Origin of the sequence: Parabacteroides sp. Marseille-P3160, assembly GCF_900162725.1 — a bacterium.
In the GTDB taxonomy this organism is placed as follows: domain Bacteria; phylum Bacteroidota; class Bacteroidia; order Bacteroidales; family Tannerellaceae; genus Marseille-P3160.
In genome coordinates this window covers 4,662,491-4,682,324 of the sequence record NZ_LT799418.1, presented here as the reverse complement: position 1 = coordinate 4,682,324, position 19,834 = coordinate 4,662,491, and the positions used below count along the sequence as shown (strand labels likewise).

Sequence of the window (19,834 nt, the reverse complement as noted above, 5' to 3'; positions counted from 1 at the left end):
TTATTCTTAGCTGTTCAATCTGTTTTCAATAATTTCCGTCAGGACTTTCCGAATGTCCAAGCCTGCCGCTTTGATTTGCTGCGGAATAAAGCTTGTGGCGGTCATTCCCGGCGTAGTGTTGATTTCCAATATGACAGGTTCCCCGTCCGGTAAGATAATATAATCAACCCGGATAAGCCCCTGCGCACCGAGGATATCATAAACGCGGGACGTTTCGCTCTGTATGCGGGACGTTAACTCCGTGGAAATACGCGCCGGCGTAATTTCCTGCACCTGTCCGTTATATTTTGCGTCAAAATCGAAGAACTCGTTCGGCGTTACCACCTCCGTGACCGGAAATACCTCCTCTTTTCCTTTGACCTTGTAACAACCGCAGGTGACCTCCGTTCCTCCCAGGAAGCTCTCGAGTATCACCTCTTTTCCTTCGCTGAACGCTTTGGAAATTGCTTCCTGCAAGGCTTCCGCTTCCTTGACTTTCGTCACGCCGAAGCTGCTTCCGCTATCGTTCGGTTTCACAAAGACCGGTAATCCCAGCCGATTGACCACTTCTTCCGTATCAATCGTCTGCCCTTTGAATAAGCGTATCGAGTCGGCTACCCGGAGGCCTTGGCTACGCAGGAAGCTGTTGCATACGAACTTGTTAAATGTCAATGCACTGACTAATGTGTTACAGGAAGAATAGGGCAGACCGATCAAGTCGAAATACCCTTGCAGAAGTCCGTCTTCTCCTGGTGTCCCATGAATTGTAATATAGGCAAAGTCGAACAACTTGGGCATCCCGAACTCCGTAAAACCGAAGTTATTCTTGTTGATCGGGATGAGTTCTCCATCCGGCAGTTTGACCACCCATTCATCTCTCTTGATGATGACAATATACAAATTATATTTGTCTTTATCAATAAAAGAATAAAGTCCTTCAGCACTTTTTAAAGAAACAACGACTTCGGAGGAAAAGCCTCCGGCAACAATGGCGATGTTTTTTTTCATTTTATAATTCTTTAGTGTTTACATAATTTGTCCATTTCTCTTTCAACGCTTTCAAGTCGTCGGGGATCTCGGAGTCGAAAAGCATTTGTTTGCCTGTCGCCGGATGAATAAATCCCAGCGTTTTGGCATGCAGCGCCTGCCTTGGGCAAACGGCAAAGCAATTTTGCACGAAAAGCTTATATTTGGAGAATGATTGCCCTTTTAGGATCTGGTCGCCTCCATAGCGGGCGTCGTTGAAAAGAGGATGTCCGATATACTTCATATGCGCCCGGATCTGGTGGGTACGCCCGGTTTCCAGTTGGCATTCGATCCAACTGACATAGCCCAAGCGCTCTAATACCTTGTAATGGGTAATAGCCGTTTTCCCTTGGTCTCCTTCCGGAAAGACCGTCATTTGCATCCGGTCGTGCGGATTGCGTCCGATATTTCCTTCAATCGTTCCTTCGTTGTCTTTCATTATGCCCCAGACAAGCGACACATATTTCCGTTGTGTCGTTTTATGGAAGAACTGAAGGCTGAGGTTGGCTTTTGCTTCCGGCTTTTTGGCAATAACCAATAATCCGGATGTATCTTTATCGATGCGGTGCACTAATCCGAGACGGGGATCCGCGGGGTCATAGAAAGGATCGTCCCGGAGGTAATAAGCGAGGGCATTGACCAGCGTCCCGGTGTAGTTCCCGTGCCCGGGATGCACTACCAGCCCCGCCGGTTTGTTGACGACCAACAGCTCCTCGTCTTCATATACGATATTCAAGGGTATATCTTCCGGGATGATCTCGAACTCGCGGCGGGGACGGGACATAACAAGAGAAACCGTATCCAGCGGTTTCACTCGGTAGTTACTTTTCACCGGACGGTCGTTCACCAGGATACAGCCCGCTTCTGCAGCTGCCTGGATGCGGTTACGCGTAGCATTTACCAGCCGACTCGCTAGAAATTTGTCAACCCGCAGCAAACTCTGTCCTTTGTCTGCGATAAACCGGAAATGCTCATATCGTTGAGATGAACCATCGACCGGTTCGTCTTCATCCGGAAAATCGTCATTTATCTGATCGTCATCCCATTCTTCCAGTTTTTCTTCCATAACTAAAACCAAGTTTCTTCTTCGCTGTCAATGGGGGTTGGTTCGCTGGTTGACAGGGAGTCGGTGTAGATGCCTCCGCCGTCACTCACGAGAAGTTGCAGTGGAGTTCCTATCGGCACCAGGGTTCCGGGAGACAAGGTTTTTCCTCCGGAAGCGACGCCGATTGCCAGATCTTTATAAGTCCCTGCGATATAACTTATTTCAATAGACGTGAAGCCCCTTGCCTGGAGAAGAGCCTGCGCCTGCCGGTAAGACAAATCCTCAACGTCGGGTATCGACGCTTTCTTTGAGGAAGTCGCATTGATCGTTACAAAGATAATGCGTCCTTGCTTTACTTTGGAACCTATGGCGGGAACTACTTCGGCAATGGCTCCCGGAGCGACTCCGGATGTATATACCGAGTCGACTATCGTATAATCAAGCTGGTTGTTTCTGAAAAATTCGGCGGCTTCCCCGATGGATAACCCTTTCACGTCCGGGACGGTTACCGACTGGTTATGCCGTGTGTAACCGTTCAACCATTGGAGCGTTAAAACAATCAGAATGAGGGTCACGAGAACCGCCAGCATGAAGTTGAGGAAAAACGGATTTTTTATCAGCTTAGATAGATTTTGTTTCATAACCCATTTCTGTTATCAGTAAGACAAAAGTAGAGAATAAAGAGACACTTTGCAACAGGAGCTGTGTACTTTTTAATGGTTTATACGGATAAATAGAAAAGGGTGCCCTCTTGCAAGGGCACCCGCTTCTTATAACACTATTATGCGCTTCCGTCTGCTTATTTCGGATATTCGTCCGAGACGGTTAATTTAGATCTTCCTTTCGCACGGCGTGCAGCTAATACGCGACGGCCGTTAGCGGTAGCCATACGGTTACGAAAACCATGCTTATTTTTTCTCTTACGATTGGAGGGTTGAAATGTTCTTTTCATCTTATTTTATATTTGTTATTATTATTCCTCTTTGAATCGAATCATAAGATTATGATTTGGGCTGCAAAGTTAGGCGCTTTTTTGTAATAAACAAACAGTTATTCCTAATTATTTGAAATATGGCAGACTGTACGGATTGCGATATTCATAATGGTACAGGCGATGGGCGGCCGCTTCCGGATCGTTGGCGAAACTGAGGGTCGCCGGATCCCATTTCACCGGACGCTGCAATTCCGTAGCGATATTTGCCAGGCAGCAAAGCGTATTGGTGCTACATCCTACTTCCACCGGGGCAATCGGATTCTTCCGTGAGCGCACGCAATCGATAAAGTTCTGCATGTGCGGCGCGTTAGTTTCGTAGTTGGCGGCTCCTCTCTTTGTGTCGTCTTCCGAGATCTTGGATGGGTCGGAGCATTTCAGATATCCGCGGGCTACTTCGATCCAGCCTTTATCTCCGATAAATTTGAGACCTTGGGCATTCGGATTATTATCCAAATAGGGTTGCTCCGTCATCACGATGCCGTTGGCGTATTTCATGGTCAGGTAAGAGGCACCGTTGTATCCTTTCGGAATATATTCGATCGGTCCCGAGCCATCCATGCCGATCGCTGCCTGGGCGATGTCAAACATGTGCGCTCCCCAGTCGGCGGTGAAACCGTTTCCGGTCTCCCGATACCAGCGCCAGGCGCCCCATAGCTTTTCGTTCTGTTCCGGATCGAGCGAAATCGGCGGACATAAATCGGGATGATAATGAATTTTCGGATCATTCAACGGACCCATCCACTGGTTGAAATTGAGATTAGCGGGAATGGCTAGTTCGGGAAGGTCCAATGGTTTTGGGGGATCTCCCACCTTGGCATAAATCTTTTCGATATGGCCGATCGCACCGCTGCGTACCAGTTCGATAGCTTTTTGGAATTCACGGCTGGAACGTTGCTGGCTTCCCACCTGCAGGACGCGTTTGTTTTCCCGGACAGCTCTTACCATGGCCAGTCCTTCGGCGATGGTGAAGGCTAACGGTTTCTGGCAATAGACGTCCTTCCCGGATTGGCAGCTATGGATAGTTATCAAGGCATGCCAATGGTCCGGCACAGCTACCTCTATAGCGTCGATATCTTTCCGTTCCAGTAAATCTTCATAAAATTCGTATGGGTCGCAGCGTTCCGCCATCCCTTTGGAGGCTTGCCATTTCCGGATACGTCTTATGAAACGTTCCCTTTTGATGGAGTCGACATCTGAGCAGGCGGCGACCTGTACGCCCGGACAACCGGAGAATCCCGCAAAATCCGATAATCCCTGCTGGCCGAGGCCGATAAATCCCAGTACTACTCGGTCACTGGGAGGGATGCGTATCCCGTCTGTTGTCCAACTGGGGAGGATGGTTAAACTGGCTAATCCTAATGCGGATAGGCTTAAAAAATCGCGGCGGCTGATGTTCTTTTGTTCTTGTGTGCCTTTTTCTTTCATGTTTAATTTCGTTAACATTGTTTTTTATTAAGGTATGTAAAGATAAGAAAACCCTTTATAAGGAAGATGCTTTTGCCCCATTATTTTGAGGAAGGAACTTTTAAAAAAAATAAAAATGAAAAGTTTCAGTATTTTTACTTAAGTTTGTTTTCCCAAAAATAAGGTTTCTTGATATGAAAGATGTGGTAAAAATAAGGAATAAGGTAAAAAATAGTTTCGGGGTATTCTTGTTATTTCTTTGCATTCTATGTGGCTGCCAGGGTAAACAACAGGGTGAGGAGCCGCTTATTTCGGTCACGATTGAGCCGCAACGCTATTTTGTGGAGCGGATCGGCGGCGAGCGGTTTAAAGTGAATTGCGTAGTGCCTTCCGGGCAAAGTCCCGAAACCTATGATCCGACACCCCAGGAGATGGTTCGCCTGGGCAAGAGCGTCGCCTATTTCCAGGTCGGGCACATTGGGTTCGAACTGGCATGGATGAAAAAGATACAGGAGAATAACCCCCAGCTAAAGCTCTTCGATTTATCCGAGGGGATGAATATCATTAAAGACGAAAAGGAGGAAGAAGGACATGACCACGAGTTCGAGGGCGGGCATGATCATAAGCAGGATTCTTCGGCAGAAGAAGGAGAACCTTCCTTTCATCACCATCATCCGGGCGGAATCGACCCGCATATCTGGAGCTCGATTCAGGGCGGTAAGGTGATCGCCCTCAATACGTTGAATGCGTTGATCGCCCTTGAGCCGGACCAGGAGGCTTATTTTAAGGCGAATTACGAAAGGGTTTTATCCGAAATCGAAGAAACGGAAAAAACAATCCGTACATTGCTGGAGCCTCTCCGCGGCCAGGCATTTATCATCTATCATCCTTCCCTGACTTATTTTGCGATGGAGAACGGACTGGTACAGCTATGCATCGAGATGGACGGGAAAGAGCCTTCACCGGGGCAACTGGAAGAACTGGTACGGACGGCCAAAGAGGCCCATGCGCGTGTCGTTTTCATCCAAAAAGAATTCGACCGGAAAAACGCCGAGCTGATTGCAAAAGAGGTTGGTTGCCGGCTCGTGCAGATCAATCCCCTGGCTTATGATTGGAAGGCTGAAATGATTCATATCGCAAAAACGCTGGCGGAGAATGGAAAAGCTGATTGAAATAAAAGGCGTCACGACTGCGTACGGAACCAAAATAGCTCTGAGAAATGTTTCGCTGGAGGTCTTCAGTGATGATTTCCTTGGGATTATCGGTCCGAACGGCGGTGGAAAAACGACGTTGCTGAAGGTGATCCTCGGTTTGTTGGAACCGGTGTCCGGCACGGTTACTTTCTTTTCGGAGGGGCATGAAGTGCCTTCCTTGAAGATAGGATATCTTCCTCAGTTGAATCAGATCGACCGGAAGTTCCCAATTTCCGTAAAGGAAGTGATTGCCTCCGGACTTGCCTCCGAGAAACGCCGTTTCCGTGATTTTACCGGAGAACAGAAGCTGCGGATCGGGGAGGTTATTACCCAGATGGGGCTGGACGACCTGGCCGGGAGGGCTATCGGAGAACTTTCGGGAGGGCAGTTGCAGCGTGTTCTGCTGGGGCGTTCTATCGTCTCACGTCCCCGGTTGCTGATCTTGGATGAACCTAATTCGTATGTGGACAAGCGCTTTGAGTCGCGTTTTTACGAGTTGCTGGGTGAAATCAACCGGGAGAGCGCCATCATTCTCGTTTCCCATGACATCGGAACCATCCTGGCCATGGTGAAGAACATTGCTTGTGTGAATGAGACCTTGCATTATCATCCCGGGACGGATGTTACGACGGATTGGCTGAACGAAACGTATGCTTGTCCGATAGAACTGATCGGTCATGGCGACTTGCCTCACCGGGTACTGAAAAGGCACGATCACTGAGGAAGGGAATCACGATGTTAGCTATGATCTCTTTTCCCGAAATCGGATATATTGTCGGAGTTGCGGTGATCCTCTTCGGGATTAAAGCTGTGCAGCAGAATCCGATACTCACTATAAAGCAGAAGATTCTCTGGATGTTGACCATCGTGTTCCTAAACTGGATCGGCCTCCTATGGTATTATTACATCTATTATATGAAAGGAAAAGACGAATGAGACTATTGATTACCGGAGCCAGCGGCTTCATTGGGGGGTATCTGGTAGAGGAGGCGCTGGGGCGTGGCTATGAAGTCTGGGCAGGCGTGCGGAAAAGCAGTCCCAGAGAGCGCCTGCAGGACGGACGGATCCGTTTTATCGACCTGCATTATTCCGATCCGGAAGCGTTGACCGCCCAACTGAAGGCATTCGTGAAAGAATATGGCGCCTGGGACTATGTGATCCATAATGCGGGATTAACGAAAACACCCCGCAAGGAAGATTTTTTCCTTGTGAACGCTGAATATACCTCCCATTTGATTCAATCCCTGGCCGCCGCCGGGGCCTCCCCGAAGAAATTCCTGCTGATGAGCAGCTTGAGCAGCTACGGGGCTGGGGATGAAAAGACTTTCCACCCCATCCGCCTGGAGGATCCGCAAAACCCGGATACGGCTTACGGCCGTAGCAAATTGCAGGCGGAGAAATATCTTCGCGAGCAATCTTATTTCCCTTATATCATTCTTCGTCCGACCGGAGTCTATGGACCCGGCGATAAGGATTATTTTCTGGAAATCCAAAGTATCAGGTCCGGCTTTGACTTTACGGTCGGACTCAAACCGCAACGGATCACGTTCATCTATGTGAAGGACTTGGCACGGGCAGCCTTTCTGGCCTTGGAGAAAGAAGGACTGGTGAACCGGCATTATTTCGTGGCGGACGGGGATGTGTATACCGATACGTCTTTTGCCCGCCTGATCCAGCGTTTATTGGGGAAGAAGCAGGTGTTGCACCTGCGTATCCCGCTTGGCTTGGTGAAGCTTGCCTGCCTTTGTTCGGAAGGGATAGGGAAACTGACAGGGAAGGCAATGACCCTGAACAGTGATAAATACCTCATCCTGAAACAGCGCAATTGGATCTGTGAGACCGCACCGCTTCAGGATGAGTTGGGTTTTGTTCCATCTTTCCTGTTGGAGAAAGGGTTGGAAGAGAGCATCGCCTGGTACCGTGAGAAAGGTTGGCTATGATTTCTGAGATTAATTGGAAGCTTGGACTTTACCGGAACCCATCGTGCTTTTCTTGACTTCCGGATCTCCTTTGTAGTAAATATCTCCGCTACCGATGATGTTTGCGCTCAGTTTGTTATCGGCATAGGTTTCCACCGAACCGCTGCCTGCAATGCTGCAGGAAACCGTATTCGCCTTGCAACCGTAGGCCTTTACACTCCCGCTGCCGCTGAGGTTAAAGGAGGCTTTGTCCGTTGTCCCGGCCAAAGACGCCGAACCGGAACCAGCAACATTGCAGGATAATTCATCGGCTTTCAGGTTATCGGAACGGATGCTTCCGCTTCCGGCTGTGTTAAGTTCAAGTCGGGAGACGGCAAGTGGTTTAGGCAGTTGGATATTTCCGCTTCCCGCCAGGTTCAACACAAGCCGGTCTGTCGACAAGGTGCTGTTTATGATAAAATCCCCACTCCCAGCCGTATTCAGTTCCTTCAATGTTTTGGAATTGGATTTAACCTTAAACACGGTAGGCTGGAGGTTATAAGAAGTGTTGCCCAAAATAGTCATTACACTTTTCGGCCCGATTTTAAGTTCTTTCTCTTTTACTTCGACTTTCAGGTATTCGAAGAGGTTTTCATCCAATGTTACTTCCAGGTAGGGACTTGCACTCGATTGTTCATATACGAAGACGACCGGGCCTGCACTCGAAATTTTTTCATAATCTTCGATTGAGAAGACTTTCTTTACCGCTTTCCCATTTCCCTTGATTTTGTTATTTGCAGCAAAAGAAGTAGCAATCCCAAAGAAAAAGAAGATTGCTAAACTGATAATCCATTTTGTTTTCATCTTTTTAAAGCATTTGTTTTTAATAAAGACGTAAGGACATGGCCGGCGTTGCATCTTTTTGAAAAAATATCGATACTTGTTCGATTTTATTTCCGTTCGGTGCAATATGGACGTTACGCCGAGGGGAGACACATGGCAATGCGTCTCTACTGACTTGTACGGAAAATCCAGTGCACTGGATTTTATAAATGAGTATACTGGATTTCAGAAATGAGTATGCTGAATCAAGTCATTGACTGCACTGGATTTTCAGGGTGGTGACCTTTATTGGAATCTTGCTGCTTGGGTATGTGGAAAAGAGATTTAAGGGAAGGAAAGGAAATTCCTGGGTACATATAAAAGGATATTTCGGTAAAATTTAAACAGATTCTCCGCTTTTCCAAGAGTATTTCGTTGTACCTTTGCATCTAATTCGTTAAAATAATTACTTTTGCGATCAAACTGTGAACCAATGAGTATAGAAATCAAGGAGGTTACATCCAGGAAAGAGTTAAAGAAGTTTATAACTTTTAGCCTTGACTTGTATAAAGATAATCCATATTATGTGCCGGGCTTGATTGATGAGCAGCTCGTTACATTAAGCAGGGATAAAAATCCGGCCTTTGAGGTCTGTGATGCTGTTCTTTTCCTTGCTTATCGCGGGGAAGAAATCGTCGGGCGCATTGCCGGCATCATTAATTATCCGAGCAATCAAGTTTGGAATGAGAAGAATGCCCGTTTTGGTTTTGTGGACTTCATCGATGACGCCGAAGTAGTTGACAGCCTGTTTTCCGCCGTGGAAAACTGGGCGAAAGGCAAAGGCATGGAAGCGATTCAGGGGCCGTTGGGTTTTACGGATATGGACTATGAGGGGATGTTAATCGAGGGCTTTGACCAATTGGGTACGATGGCAGCGATTTATAACTATCCCTATTATCCGGAGCACATGGCCAGGATGGGGTATGTGAAGGATCAGGATTGGAACGAATATAAGATCTATATTCCGGACGAAATTCCTGAGAAGCATTTGCGTATCGGGGAGATCGTAAAGCAGAAATACGGACTGAAAATAAAGAAGTTCAAGCGGGAAAGGGAGGTTTACCCATACGCCCATCAGATCTTTGAAACGCTGAATGAAGCCTATACGCCTCTTTACGGCTTTGCTCCGCTGACGCCAAAGCAGATTGACTATTATGTCAATATGTATATTCCGATGATCCGGCTGGATCTGGTGACGTTAATTATCCGGGAGGCGGACGACCGGGTGGTAGGCTTCGGGATCTCTCTGCCTAATTTGTCGAGGGCTTTGCAGAAGGCGAGGGGTTCTTTTTTCCCCTTCGGCTTTATTCATTTGTTAAAAGCGTACAAATGCAAGCCGAAGGTGGTGGATCTGTATCTGGCCGGCGTTCTTCCCGAATATAAGAATAAGGGAGTGAATGCCCTTTTGTTTAACGACCTGATCCCGGTATACCGGAAATTGGGAGTGGAGTATGCGGAAAGTAATCCGGAACTGGAATCCAATAATGCGATACAGTCACAGTGGGATTATTTCCGGAGAGAGCATCATAAAACAAGGAGAGCTTTCATCAAAAAGATATAAAAAGGAGAATGTATTTATGAATGAATTAAATTCTGCCATGCAGCAACAAACAGCCTACGAAGAAGATGATATCAAAACGCTGGACTGGATGGAGCATATTCGGCGTCGCCCTGGCATGTATATCGGTAAGCTGGGAGACGGAAGCTACGCAGATGATGGAATTTATGTTTTGTTGAAAGAAGTTCTGGATAATTCGATCGATGAATATATGATGGGTTATGGAAAAACAATCAAAATTACGATCGAAGAAGGAACAGTGGAAGTCCGTGACTACGGACGTGGAATTCCGCTCGGAAAAGTGCTGGATGTCTCCAGTAAGATGAATACCGGAGCAAAATATGACAGTAAGGCCTTTAAAAAATCAGTCGGGCTGAACGGCGTGGGTATCAAGGCTGTCAATGCACTAAGCAGCTTCTTTTCCATCGTCAGCTATCGTGACGGCGAGAAGAAAGAGATCGAATATTGTCGTGCGGTTGTGAGCAAGGATTCGGAGGTCGAAGCGACGACCGAACGGAACGGGACGTCTGTTTACTTCATTCCTGACCGGGAGATCTTCCAGAACTACCATTATAAGGACGAATATGTGGAGAGCCTGTTGAAGAATTATGTATTCCTCAATGCGGGACTGACGATTGTGTATAATGGGAAGAAGTTTTATTCCCAGAATGGCCTGGCGGATCTGCTGAATGAGAATATGACCACCGAGCCGCTTTATCCTGTCATCCATTTGAAGGGAGAGGATATTGAAATCGTGATTACGCACAGCAACCAATATGGGGAAGAGTATTATTCCTTTGTGAACGGGCAGTATACGACGCAGGGAGGAACACATCTTTCCGCTTTCCGCGAGTCGCTTTGCCGGGTAATCAAAGAGTATTATAACAAGAACTTCGAATATGCGGATGTCCGGGCCGGTATTGTAACGGCCATCAGCATCAAGGTGGAGGAACCGGTCTTCGAGAGCCAGACGAAAACAAAACTCGGCTCGAAGGATATCGCTCCCAACGGTGTGACAATCGCCAAGTTCATCGGGGATTTCCTAAAGAAGGAACTGGATAATTACCTGCATAAGCATTTGGAAACGGCCGATCTCTTGCTTAAAAAGATCCTGGAATCCGAGAAAGAGCGGAAAGCTATTGCCGGCATCTCCAAACTGGCGCGCGACCGGGCGAAGAAGGCGAGCCTGCATAACAAGAAACTGCGTGACTGCCGTATCCATCTGAATGATCCGAAGGGAGAGAAAAGGGAAGAAGCCAGTATCTTCATTACCGAAGGGGATTCAGCCAGCGGTTCGATTACGAAAAGCCGGGATCCGAATCTGCAAGCGGTATTCAGTTTACGAGGGAAACCGTTGAACAGTTTCGGCCTGACAAAGAAGATTGTCTATGAGAACGAGGAATTTAACCTGCTTCAGGCTGCATTGAATATAGAGGACGGATTGGAGGGCTTGCGCTATAATAAAGTGATCATTGCAACCGATGCGGATGTGGACGGGATGCATATCAGGTTATTGTTGATTACTTTCTTTCTGCAATTTTTCCCTGACTTGATCAAGCGGAATCATGTTTATATCCTGCAAACGCCGCTTTTCCGTATCCGGAACAAACAGAAGACTTTTTATTGTTATAGTGAAGAAGAACGCTTGGCCGCAATTCAGGCTGTCGGGAAGAACCCCGAAATTACCCGTTTCAAAGGGCTGGGCGAAATTTCACCCGATGAATTCGTGCATTTTATTGGAAAAGACATCCGGTTGGATCCGGTGACGATGAAAAAGGAGGATTTGATCAAAGAAATGCTTGAGTTCTATATGGGTAAGAATACAATGGACCGGCAAGGTTTTATTATTGATAATCTGGTTATAGAAGAAGACGTGGTGAACAATTGACGGAAATCACGCACAAAAAAGATGGAAGAAAATAAAGGCAGGGTGGTTAAAAGAGCCCTTTTTCCGGGTACTTTCGATCCTTTTACGATCGGCCACCAATCCTTGGTGAGACGAGGGTTGGAATTAGTTGACGAGATCATTATTTCGATCGGCATTAATGAACGGAAAAGCACCTATTTTTCTCTGGAAAAACGCTTGGAAGCCATTGAAAATTTATACGGGAATGAACCGCGGGTGACGGTCCGCTCTTATAATTCCCTGACGGTCGATTTTGCGACAGAGGTGGGAGCGCGGTTCATCATGCGCGGTATACGCACGGTGAACGATTATGAATACGAAAAGACGATTGCTGACGTGAACCGGGTTCTGACCGGCATCGATACATTCATCCTTTTTACTGAACCGGAATTTACTCATATTAGTTCCAGCATTGTCCGGGAATTGCTGAGCTACGGGAAAGACATTTCGATGTTTGTTCCGAAAGAAACAAAATTATATTAATTAAAATAGAAGAAGAATTCCATGAAACAACCGGTATATATATTATTGCTTGCCGCCATGGCATGTTTTTCTGCCAACAGTCAGAAAATCAATCAGGATGTCCGTAAATTGTCAATGGCACTTTATGCTGTTTCTACGTTCTATGTGGATCCGACAGACGATTCCAAACTGGTAGAAGATGCTATCGTCGGGATGCTTGAGAAGCTCGATCCTCATTCCGTTTATTCGGATCCGGAGGAAACAAAAGAGATGACCGAACCTTTGCAAGGGAATTTCGACGGCATTGGCATCCAGTTTAATATGCTTACGGACACTGTGTATATCATTCAGGTCATTGCCGGCGGACCTTCGGAAAAAGTAGGCCTATTGGCCGGCGACCGTATTATCATGGTGGACGACACCTTGATTGCCGGTGTGAAGATGAAGACGAATGACGTAATGAAGAAGCTCAAGGGGCGGAAGGGTACCGAAGTCCGGATTAAAGTGAAGAGAAATCATTATCCCGATCTATTGGAGTTCAAGATTATCCGTGATAAAATTCCGGTCTATAGCCTGGATGCCTCTTATATGGCGGATAAATCGACCGGATATATCCGGTTGAGCCGCTTTTCCGCTTCGACGGCGGATGAGTTCCGTACTGCGCTGGAGCAATTGAAGAAGAAAGGGATGAAGAATCTCATCCTCGACCTCCAAGGGAATGGGGGAGGTTACCTGAACATTGCGATAGACCTGGCGGATGAGTTTCTGGGAGATAATAAACTGGTGGTATACACGCAAGGCAGCAAGCAGCCGCGTGAGGATGCGAAAGCCAGTGCAAGAGGAAGCTTTGAAGAGGGGCGCTTGGTCGTTTTAGTAGACGAAACATCGGCTTCCGCCAGTGAGATCCTTGCCGGAGCGGTGCAGGACTGGGATCGCGGTGTCATTCTCGGACGGCGTACGTTTGGAAAGGGATTGGTGCAGAAACCGATTCCGCTGCCCGACGGTTCGATGATCCGCCTTACGGTAGCCCGCTATTATACTCCAACCGGGCGTTGTATCCAGAAACCGTATGAGAATGGGAAGATGGAAGATTACCAGCATGACCTGATCGATCGTTATAATCGGGGCGAGCTGATCAGTGCCGATAGCATCCATTTTCCGGATTCACTGAAATATAATACCCTTGTCTCAAAACGTACGGTGTATGGCGGCGGGGGGATCATGCCGGACGTCTTTATCCCGATCGATACGGCGAAAGTTACCCTGTATTACCGCAAGGTTGCCGGGCTTGGGATCGTCAATCGCGAAGCGATGAACTATATCGACAAAAACCGTACTTCGCTGAAAAAGAAATATCCGTCTTTCGACACATACAAAAAGGACTTTGAAATAACGGAAGATATCTTGCAGGATCTGATTGCATTGGCAAACGCTGAAAAGGTGGAGTATAACGAAAAGGAATATACGGAATCCAAACCGCTATTTAAGCAATATCTCAAAGCGTTGATCGCCCGTGATCTTTTTGACATGAGCGAGTATTTCCAGATTGTCAATGACAATAACGACAGCTTCAAGGAAGCGCTCCGCCTGATCAATGACCCGGTAGCTTATCGAGAGATATTGGAATAGGGTTTGGAGGGAGAAATTGTTTCGGGGTGACGTTTATATTTAAAAATTAAACATCATCCCGAAGTATATGATCCTGCAATCATAGTAATCATAGGAAAAACGACTGTAATCGCCATTGTATAATCGTTCCTTGTTATTCTTGATATTAAGGATATTATTGATGGCGCAATAGGTGATCAAGGTGCTTTCCCCGATAAATAAGAGTTTGTTTGCCGTAAAGTCGATCCGATGGTAAGGTCTCATCTGTGCCGAATTAATAGGCTGTTCATAAATAGGAGCATAGAATTGTGTAGCCGGATCGTATTCACTTCCCGTCACTGGAGTGAAACGAAGCCCGGAACGTGCCATGTAACTAAGAGCAAAAGTCCCAACGCGCAGATTTTGATAGCTTACCGACAGTTTGACGAGATAGGGTAGACTGTTGGATGCCGGAAATGTGGAGCCGTTTATCTTTTCTTTCGAACGAAGATAGGTATAGGAGCCCGATACATTGAAATGAGTGATCATCTCTTGTTGCATGAATAGCTCCGCTCCGAGAATTTTCCGCCGGTTACTCCGGTCGATGTAATTGGTGGTATAATCTCCGGTCTCTTCTTTGTAGTAAACTGCTCCCTGAATCTTTGTTTTCCCTCTGCTGAACTGATAGTCTAGCGTATAATGGGTGGCGGTTTGCGGAAGGTAAGAGAGATTATAATAATTAGGCTCCGCCTGTCCGTAATACTTGCCTATTCCCAATAAAGTCGAATGCTGTTTATTCCAATTATATCGCAAGCCCACCTGCCTGGAAAGACGGAAAGATTGGCCGGACAGTGGTAAACCCATCCGCACTCCACCGCTTAAGATGAATCTCTTTGTAAGGTATCCTTTTCCGTATACATAGGCTTCCGCACGATGTTGACTGATCAAGGAGTCTTGCATGTGGAAAGGCGAGCGGGGAGACATGGCATAGTAATAACTCGGCATACGACTGTCGTTCATATCAAAACTCGCATACTCATGGGATATGCCGGCCTGTGCGGTTATCCGGTCTTCTACGCGCTTATAGCCTGCCGTTGTATAGAACCGGACGGAGCGGGGTTGGTAAAGCATATTCCCGAACTGTAAGTGTTCCCGGCTAAAGTCATTTCCGTGGCTGAATGAAATCCCGTTCCGCTCTTTCTGATAACGGAACGAGATGATATTAAAATTACGTGTTTTCTCTTTAACGGCATTCTCTTCCCAAGTGTACATCCACATCCGATAGTTACTTTTTTCCCGGGTAACATAGCTATAAAGATTCAAAGAACTATAGCTGCCGGTCTTTAAATGTAGATTGACGCCGCCGTCTAATGTGTGATAACTGTTCAACCGGTCGTCAATGGTTTTCTTGTTCAGCCGGATTAGCCCGTCACCAAAACCGTAGTTTCCGTATAGCTGAACATAATTGCTGTCGGAATGCAGGCGTTGATTCCTCATAAATCCGGCGCTTCCTAACGAAAGAGACGCTTGTGTCCCACTTTTAGGCAAGGGGTCGGAATAAGTTTCAATTTCCACTATGCCGGCGGTCGAGTTTCCATAAGCCAGTGGGGGATTACTTGCATAGACATATTCGTGGCTAATCATTGCCGTATTGAACAAACTGAAATTACCGATATTGTTGAGTTGGGAAAAACGTACGGGACTATTTACCGGCATTCCATTCACAATCACCCGGCTTCGTTCCGCATTGCTTCCTCTCAATGACGGATTAGCTGATTCATCGGTGTTGGTAGAGGCCGGTAACAAGGTTATCGCTTTTAACGGATCGGCGTTGGCCGCCGGATTTTGATAAATATCCAGTTGGCTGAGCCGTTGTACGGAAAACTCTTCACTTATGGGACGGCGAGCCAGAACGCTCACCTCTTCCAGACTCATGGAGGATTCTTGGAGAACGATTTCCTGTTCTTTATCCAGGTCATAATACTTTAAAGCTGTTTTTAATGTCTCGAATCCCAGACAAGAAAATACGACCGTATCTTTTTGTAGATCGACGGCATTCAATAGAAGTGTGAAACTTCCGTTTTCATCCGTCAGGGTCCCTCGATCGTGTCCGGGAATCCAGATACCTGTTCCGGGAATCGTATTCCCCTTCTTGTCTGTTACTTTTCCTTTCAATGCCTGCCCCCGGAGCGGGAATAACAGGAGGCAGGCGAAGCAGATAGTCCATAAATATTTCATGGGATTTGTTTTTTAGAATTTTTCTCTCAAGCTTTCAATCATCCTGTCTTCAGGGTATTGCTTGATGGCTTCCTCCCAATATTTTCTTGCATTTACCTTGTCTTTGTTCTTCAGGTACAGAGAAATCAGCATTTGATAGGAAGAGTCTTTACCCCAGGTAGGAAGGTCCGCCGCATTACCGTATTGCTCTTCCAATGTGACGGCTTTCAATAATAGTTTTTCGGCATTTGTTCCGCCTCCATATTCTTGGGGCGTATAGTAATCAATGCTTGCCAGCGCATAATAAGCCCGGACATTCTGCCCGTCCAAAGTGATTGCTTTTTGAGCTTCGTCTTTTACTTGTTCCGAAATCATACCTTGCTTCATGGCGTTCTTTACGAATTGCATAGAGAAGGTACGCAGAACCGAAACCAGGGCGTAACTTTCAGAGGTTTTCTCTTTCAATTTCTCCAATCGTTTGATTCCGTTTTCAATGCTCTGGCGGCTTTTCTCCTTTTCTCCACTCTTCAACAGATAAATGGCCTTGTAATAGTCACAATAGGAACGCCAATAATCACTTGTCAGTTCTTTCTCCACCTGTTCCATCGCAGAGGGATTTTGTTCCCGAAAAGCGATTCCCAAGGCTTGTCCAATTCGTTGTTGGCTGTTTTGAGCCTTTCCGGTAATTGTTGATTGCAAGCTGATACAGCAGGCAATCAGAATCAAAATTGTTCTCATTTTCGTTTAATTTAATGTTCGTAAATTAGTTTATATTATAAATCACCAGAGGCATAACATCTCCTGACACATAAGAAATGTGCATACGAAGAATTCAAATTCGGTTATAACCGGAGATGAAAATCTCTTTTAATCCATTTTATTGATATAGCTTTTTAAAGCGTCTACGTATTCTTCAAAAGCATTCACCCCTTTCTCCGTGATTTTACAGGTTGTACAGGGCATATTCCCTTTAAAAGATTTGGTTACGTTGATATATCCCGCTTCATTCAATTTATTCAATTGGACGCTTAGGTTTCCGGCCGTCGCTTTCGTTTGCTCCCTAATGAAAACAAAATCAGCTTCTTCCACCGATAGTAACAACGACATAATAGCCAGCCGAAGTTCCGAATGAAGCAGGGGATTTAATTCTTTAAACATCTCTTTTCTAATAAGCTGGATCATTTACTCTGTAAAACCATCGATTGCCGGGGATTTCTTATTCTCTTCGTTATGCTTCCTGCAAATATAATTTAACCAGTGCCCGGCAATGACCATCAACAAAAAGGAGGCGGCAAAAACCAATATTTGAGAGAATCCGGGAACAAACAGCAAAACATAGGATAGGAGAATACCTCCTATACCGCACACAATAACCGGCTTAAAACGAATGGTAATGCCGGTAAGTACGGTTCCCGTATTCATACAGAAGAGAACGAAAAACAAAATCGGTATCGGTATTATAAAGGCTATAACGGATAAGATTAAAACCGAGACTCCCAGCAATAGCCAGATATAATTAGTCAACCGGTCAATGTACGTTTTGGCAAACACGGTTTTTCTCCTTTGTTTGGAGTGGAAATATGAAATCAGACCACCGATTATGGGAATAAGAAACCAGGCGAAGTTCCATTGTACATTTCCTGTCGTCTTCCAAAAATACCATACGAACAGGCTTACGAAAATAGTTGTATACCCCCATATAATGAAGGGGGCGCCACTGTTCTCGATAAAACGGTTTCTCGTGTTTTCTATCATTTGGGTTATTAAGGCCAAACTCTCTTTTTCATTTAATTTTCTATCTTCCATCTATTTAATTGTTTTTCAGTGAATAATTTTTATTTAAACAATCCAATTACTCTGCAAAGATAATAAGTTTATAATATAAACCAAATTGTTTTATAAAATATAATATGTTTTTCTTCTATTGAATAATGGATTTTTTCTCCGGTAAAAATTTATTATCCTATAAAATAGATAGCCCAAACTCTTACCCATCTGTTCTCTGTTCGGCGTAGTATCTTCGCCAATGTCACCAATCTATGCATTACAAAGCACGTTCCACTATATCCATTTTATCTGTAGGCTGTTCTGAATTTTGTCTCTGGCAATAGATAAATTGGATTTTCAGTAACGACAATTTAATTTTCTCCGGCCAGTCGAAGATCTTTTCACCACGGGTCGAAGATCTTTCTCCAGTGAGTCAAAGATCTTCGACTGGCCGGAGAAAACTGGGTTGACAAGTATGAAATTCGAACATCGGTATGAGGAAGGAACGTAATGAGGTTGCCGGACAAAGAAATTGGGTAGATTCTCCTTCTTTTTGTACGGGCCAGTCTTTTTTATTATGTTCAATTCTTTATTTGATAAACAATGTTTTGTAGGCGTTATTCCAATAAGAATTATAAGAAAAAGAACAGATAAAAATAGTCTTTTAACTGTTCTTTCAGCCGTTTTAAGGCTTGAGAAATCTGACTGTTTACGGTATTTGGAGAAATTTCAAATTTATCGGCAATTTCCTGATGGCTTAATCCTCGAAAACGACTTAACATAAAAATTTCCCTGCATCGTTCCGGAAGTGACTGTATCGCCTCTTGGATGAGCGAATTGAGCTCTTTTTCATACAATATATTATCATCAAATTGTTCCATGGAACGTAGCCTGTATTCAAATTCATGTATTTGAATTTCATGTAATCGTTGTTGTGTTTCTGCGCTTGTAATTTTATGCCGCAAAAAGTCGATACATTTATTCTTTGTTAACTTAAGCAAATAGGAGGGAATATGCTGGATATATGATAATTGGCTCTTTTGTTTACAAAGAAAGAGAAATACGTCCTGAACAATATTTTCCGCCTCTTCCTCCGATAAAACATATTCTTTGGAAAAACGGACTAGTTTAGGATAATACAACAAATAGAGCTGTTCAAAGTCATTTGTGTTATTTATATCCATACATAAGAATCATATTTAGATAACAAATATCTATTTTATTTTTGTATTATTTGCATCTCACCGCATTTTATTTATTTCCCATAACCGAAAAGGATGAATACCCCGCACAGAGTTAGCGCAATGCCCAAAATTCCATAAAAGAAACGGGCGCCCTTCCGGCCGAACCAACCTACAAAGGTTTGCGTCTGGCGGGTTTGGAAGAACCAGTTCAAGTCCAGTACCGAGGCGATAAGGGAAAACAGTCCGGTAAAGAGAAAAAGAAGGCTAACAATCAGATCGAGTGTTTCCATAGACCGCGGTTCTTTGTTTTAATCGGTGAGTTCCACACGGCGGCTGCCGTCCGGCTGTTCGGTAATCGTTACCTGTATTGAATCCGCCGGCAAAAGCTCTTCGATCTTCTCCGGCCATTCGATGAAGCAAAGCGCTCCGCTGTAGAAATAATCTTCCGTGCCGATGTCCTCAGCTTCACTCAGTTTATTGATGCGGTAAAAATCGAAGTGGTAGATAAGTTCGCCGGTGGTGTCGCTACGGTATTCATTGATGATAGCAAAGGTCGGGCTATTGATAACTTCCTCAACGCCCAACTCCTCACAAATCGCCTTGATGAACGTGGTCTTACCTGCGCCCATGGCTCCGTGAAATGCAAACACGGTATGGTCGCCCATTACCTGAATAAATTCTTTGGCAGCCGGACGTATTTCCTCCAGACTGCGAATCTCTATTGTCTTCATT

At 45.5% G+C, this 19,834-nt stretch carries 21 protein-coding genes; 8 read left to right on the top strand and 13 right to left on the bottom strand.

Annotation, left to right across the window (positions count from 1 at the left end; genetic code table 11):
• Nucleotides 1-6: 6 nt before the first annotated feature.
• The 5 genes from BQ8014_RS18610 to BQ8014_RS18590 form a co-directional block, all read right to left on the bottom strand.
• Nucleotides 7-987, bottom strand: a complete 981-nt coding sequence (locus tag BQ8014_RS18610; RefSeq protein WP_080905665.1) for a D-alanine--D-alanine ligase — start codon at nt 985-987, stop codon at nt 7-9.
• A 1-nt stretch (nt 988) separates the two neighbouring features.
• Nucleotides 989-2,071 carry an RluA family pseudouridine synthase gene (locus BQ8014_RS18605; RefSeq protein ID WP_080905664.1) on the bottom strand — a complete coding sequence of 361 codons (1,083 nt, stop codon included), beginning with the start codon at nt 2,069-2,071 and terminating at the stop codon, nt 989-991.
• Nucleotides 2,072-2,073: 2 nt separating this feature from the next.
• Entirely contained in the window at nt 2,074-2,691 is a 618-nt protein-coding gene (locus BQ8014_RS18600) for a PASTA domain-containing protein (protein WP_080905663.1), read from the bottom strand.
• Nucleotides 2,692-2,849: 158 nt separating this feature from the next.
• A complete protein-coding gene (rpmH, locus tag BQ8014_RS18595) occupies nt 2,850-3,002 on the bottom strand; it encodes a 50S ribosomal protein L34 (RefSeq protein ID WP_080905662.1) in 153 nt (50 codons plus the stop codon).
• Nucleotides 3,003-3,110: 108 nt separating this feature from the next.
• On the bottom strand, nt 3,111-4,487 hold the full coding sequence (locus BQ8014_RS18590; RefSeq protein WP_369808820.1) for a Gfo/Idh/MocA family protein: 1,377 nt from the start codon (nt 4,485-4,487) through the stop codon (nt 3,111-3,113).
• Nucleotides 4,488-4,642: 155 nt separating this feature from the next.
• On the opposite strand from BQ8014_RS18590, the gene BQ8014_RS18585 reads away from it, so the two are divergent.
• From BQ8014_RS18585 to BQ8014_RS18570, 4 genes are read left to right on the top strand one after another with little or no spacing between them, the layout of a single operon-like run.
• Nucleotides 4,643-5,620, top strand: a complete 978-nt coding sequence (locus BQ8014_RS18585; protein ID WP_080905661.1) for a metal ABC transporter solute-binding protein, Zn/Mn family — start codon at nt 4,643-4,645, stop codon at nt 5,618-5,620.
• Entirely contained in the window at nt 5,604-6,362 is a 759-nt protein-coding gene (locus BQ8014_RS18580) for a metal ABC transporter ATP-binding protein (protein WP_080905660.1), read from the top strand. The genes BQ8014_RS18585 and BQ8014_RS18580 overlap by 17 nt, the downstream gene beginning before the upstream one ends.
• 14 nt (nt 6,363-6,376) lie before the next feature.
• Complete coding sequence (locus tag BQ8014_RS18575) at nt 6,377-6,577, top strand: hypothetical protein (protein WP_080905659.1); 201 nt, start codon at nt 6,377-6,379, stop codon at nt 6,575-6,577.
• Nucleotides 6,574-7,581 carry an NAD-dependent epimerase/dehydratase family protein gene (locus BQ8014_RS18570; protein WP_080905658.1) on the top strand — a complete coding sequence of 336 codons (1,008 nt, stop codon included), beginning with the start codon at nt 6,574-6,576 and terminating at the stop codon, nt 7,579-7,581. The genes BQ8014_RS18575 and BQ8014_RS18570 overlap by 4 nt, the downstream gene beginning before the upstream one ends.
• 9 nt (nt 7,582-7,590) lie before the next feature.
• Here BQ8014_RS18570 and BQ8014_RS18565 read toward each other — a convergent pair whose 3' ends face one another.
• Nucleotides 7,591-8,403: a head GIN domain-containing protein gene (locus tag BQ8014_RS18565; protein ID WP_080905657.1), complete on the bottom strand. Its 813-nt coding sequence runs from the start codon at nt 8,401-8,403 to the stop codon at nt 7,591-7,593.
• Nucleotides 8,404-8,854: 451 nt separating this feature from the next.
• On the opposite strand from BQ8014_RS18565, the gene BQ8014_RS18560 reads away from it, so the two are divergent.
• Genes BQ8014_RS18560 through BQ8014_RS18545 form a run of 4 tightly spaced genes read left to right on the top strand, consistent with a single transcriptional unit; the run spans nt 8,855 to nt 13,976 of the window.
• Nucleotides 8,855-9,982, top strand: a complete 1,128-nt coding sequence (locus BQ8014_RS18560) for a hypothetical protein (protein ID WP_080905656.1) — start codon at nt 8,855-8,857, stop codon at nt 9,980-9,982.
• A gap of 16 nt (nt 9,983-9,998) precedes the next feature.
• Nucleotides 9,999-11,867 (top strand): DNA topoisomerase IV subunit B, encoded by a 1,869-nt coding sequence (locus BQ8014_RS18555; RefSeq protein WP_080905655.1) that lies wholly within the window; start codon nt 9,999-10,001, stop codon nt 11,865-11,867.
• Between the two features lie 21 nt (nt 11,868-11,888).
• A complete protein-coding gene (coaD, locus tag BQ8014_RS18550) occupies nt 11,889-12,368 on the top strand; it encodes a pantetheine-phosphate adenylyltransferase (RefSeq protein WP_080905654.1) in 480 nt (159 codons plus the stop codon).
• 21 nt (nt 12,369-12,389) lie between these two features.
• Nucleotides 12,390-13,976 (top strand): S41 family peptidase, encoded by a 1,587-nt coding sequence (locus BQ8014_RS18545; protein WP_080905653.1) that lies wholly within the window; start codon nt 12,390-12,392, stop codon nt 13,974-13,976.
• 39 nt (nt 13,977-14,015) lie between these two features.
• Here BQ8014_RS18545 and BQ8014_RS18540 read toward each other — a convergent pair whose 3' ends face one another.
• The 7 genes from BQ8014_RS18540 to tsaE all read right to left on the bottom strand — a co-directional run bounded on the left by BQ8014_RS18540 (nt 14,016) and on the right by tsaE (nt 19,833).
• Nucleotides 14,016-16,172 (bottom strand): TonB-dependent receptor, encoded by a 2,157-nt coding sequence (locus BQ8014_RS18540; RefSeq protein WP_080905652.1) that lies wholly within the window; start codon nt 16,170-16,172, stop codon nt 14,016-14,018.
• 12 nt (nt 16,173-16,184) lie between these two features.
• The gene (locus BQ8014_RS18535) at nt 16,185-16,889 is read right to left on the bottom strand and encodes a tetratricopeptide repeat protein (RefSeq protein ID WP_080905651.1); all 705 of its coding nucleotides are present in this window, start codon (nt 16,887-16,889) and stop codon (nt 16,185-16,187) included.
• Nucleotides 16,890-17,018: 129 nt separating this feature from the next.
• Nucleotides 17,019-17,309, bottom strand: a complete 291-nt coding sequence (locus BQ8014_RS18530) for a winged helix-turn-helix domain-containing protein (RefSeq protein ID WP_080906064.1) — start codon at nt 17,307-17,309, stop codon at nt 17,019-17,021.
• A gap of 24 nt (nt 17,310-17,333) precedes the next feature.
• The gene (locus tag BQ8014_RS18525) at nt 17,334-17,957 is read right to left on the bottom strand and encodes a hypothetical protein (protein WP_080905650.1); all 624 of its coding nucleotides are present in this window, start codon (nt 17,955-17,957) and stop codon (nt 17,334-17,336) included.
• A gap of 593 nt (nt 17,958-18,550) precedes the next feature.
• Nucleotides 18,551-19,102: an RNA polymerase sigma-70 factor gene (locus BQ8014_RS18520; protein ID WP_080905649.1), complete on the bottom strand. Its 552-nt coding sequence runs from the start codon at nt 19,100-19,102 to the stop codon at nt 18,551-18,553.
• A 71-nt stretch (nt 19,103-19,173) separates the two neighbouring features.
• Nucleotides 19,174-19,392 carry an immunity 17 family protein gene (locus BQ8014_RS18515; protein WP_080905648.1) on the bottom strand — a complete coding sequence of 73 codons (219 nt, stop codon included), beginning with the start codon at nt 19,390-19,392 and terminating at the stop codon, nt 19,174-19,176.
• An 18-nt stretch (nt 19,393-19,410) separates the two neighbouring features.
• Nucleotides 19,411-19,833 carry a tRNA (adenosine(37)-N6)-threonylcarbamoyltransferase complex ATPase subunit type 1 TsaE gene (gene tsaE / locus BQ8014_RS18510; protein WP_080905647.1) on the bottom strand — a complete coding sequence of 141 codons (423 nt, stop codon included), beginning with the start codon at nt 19,831-19,833 and terminating at the stop codon, nt 19,411-19,413.
• Nucleotide 19,834 lies beyond the last annotated feature (1 nt).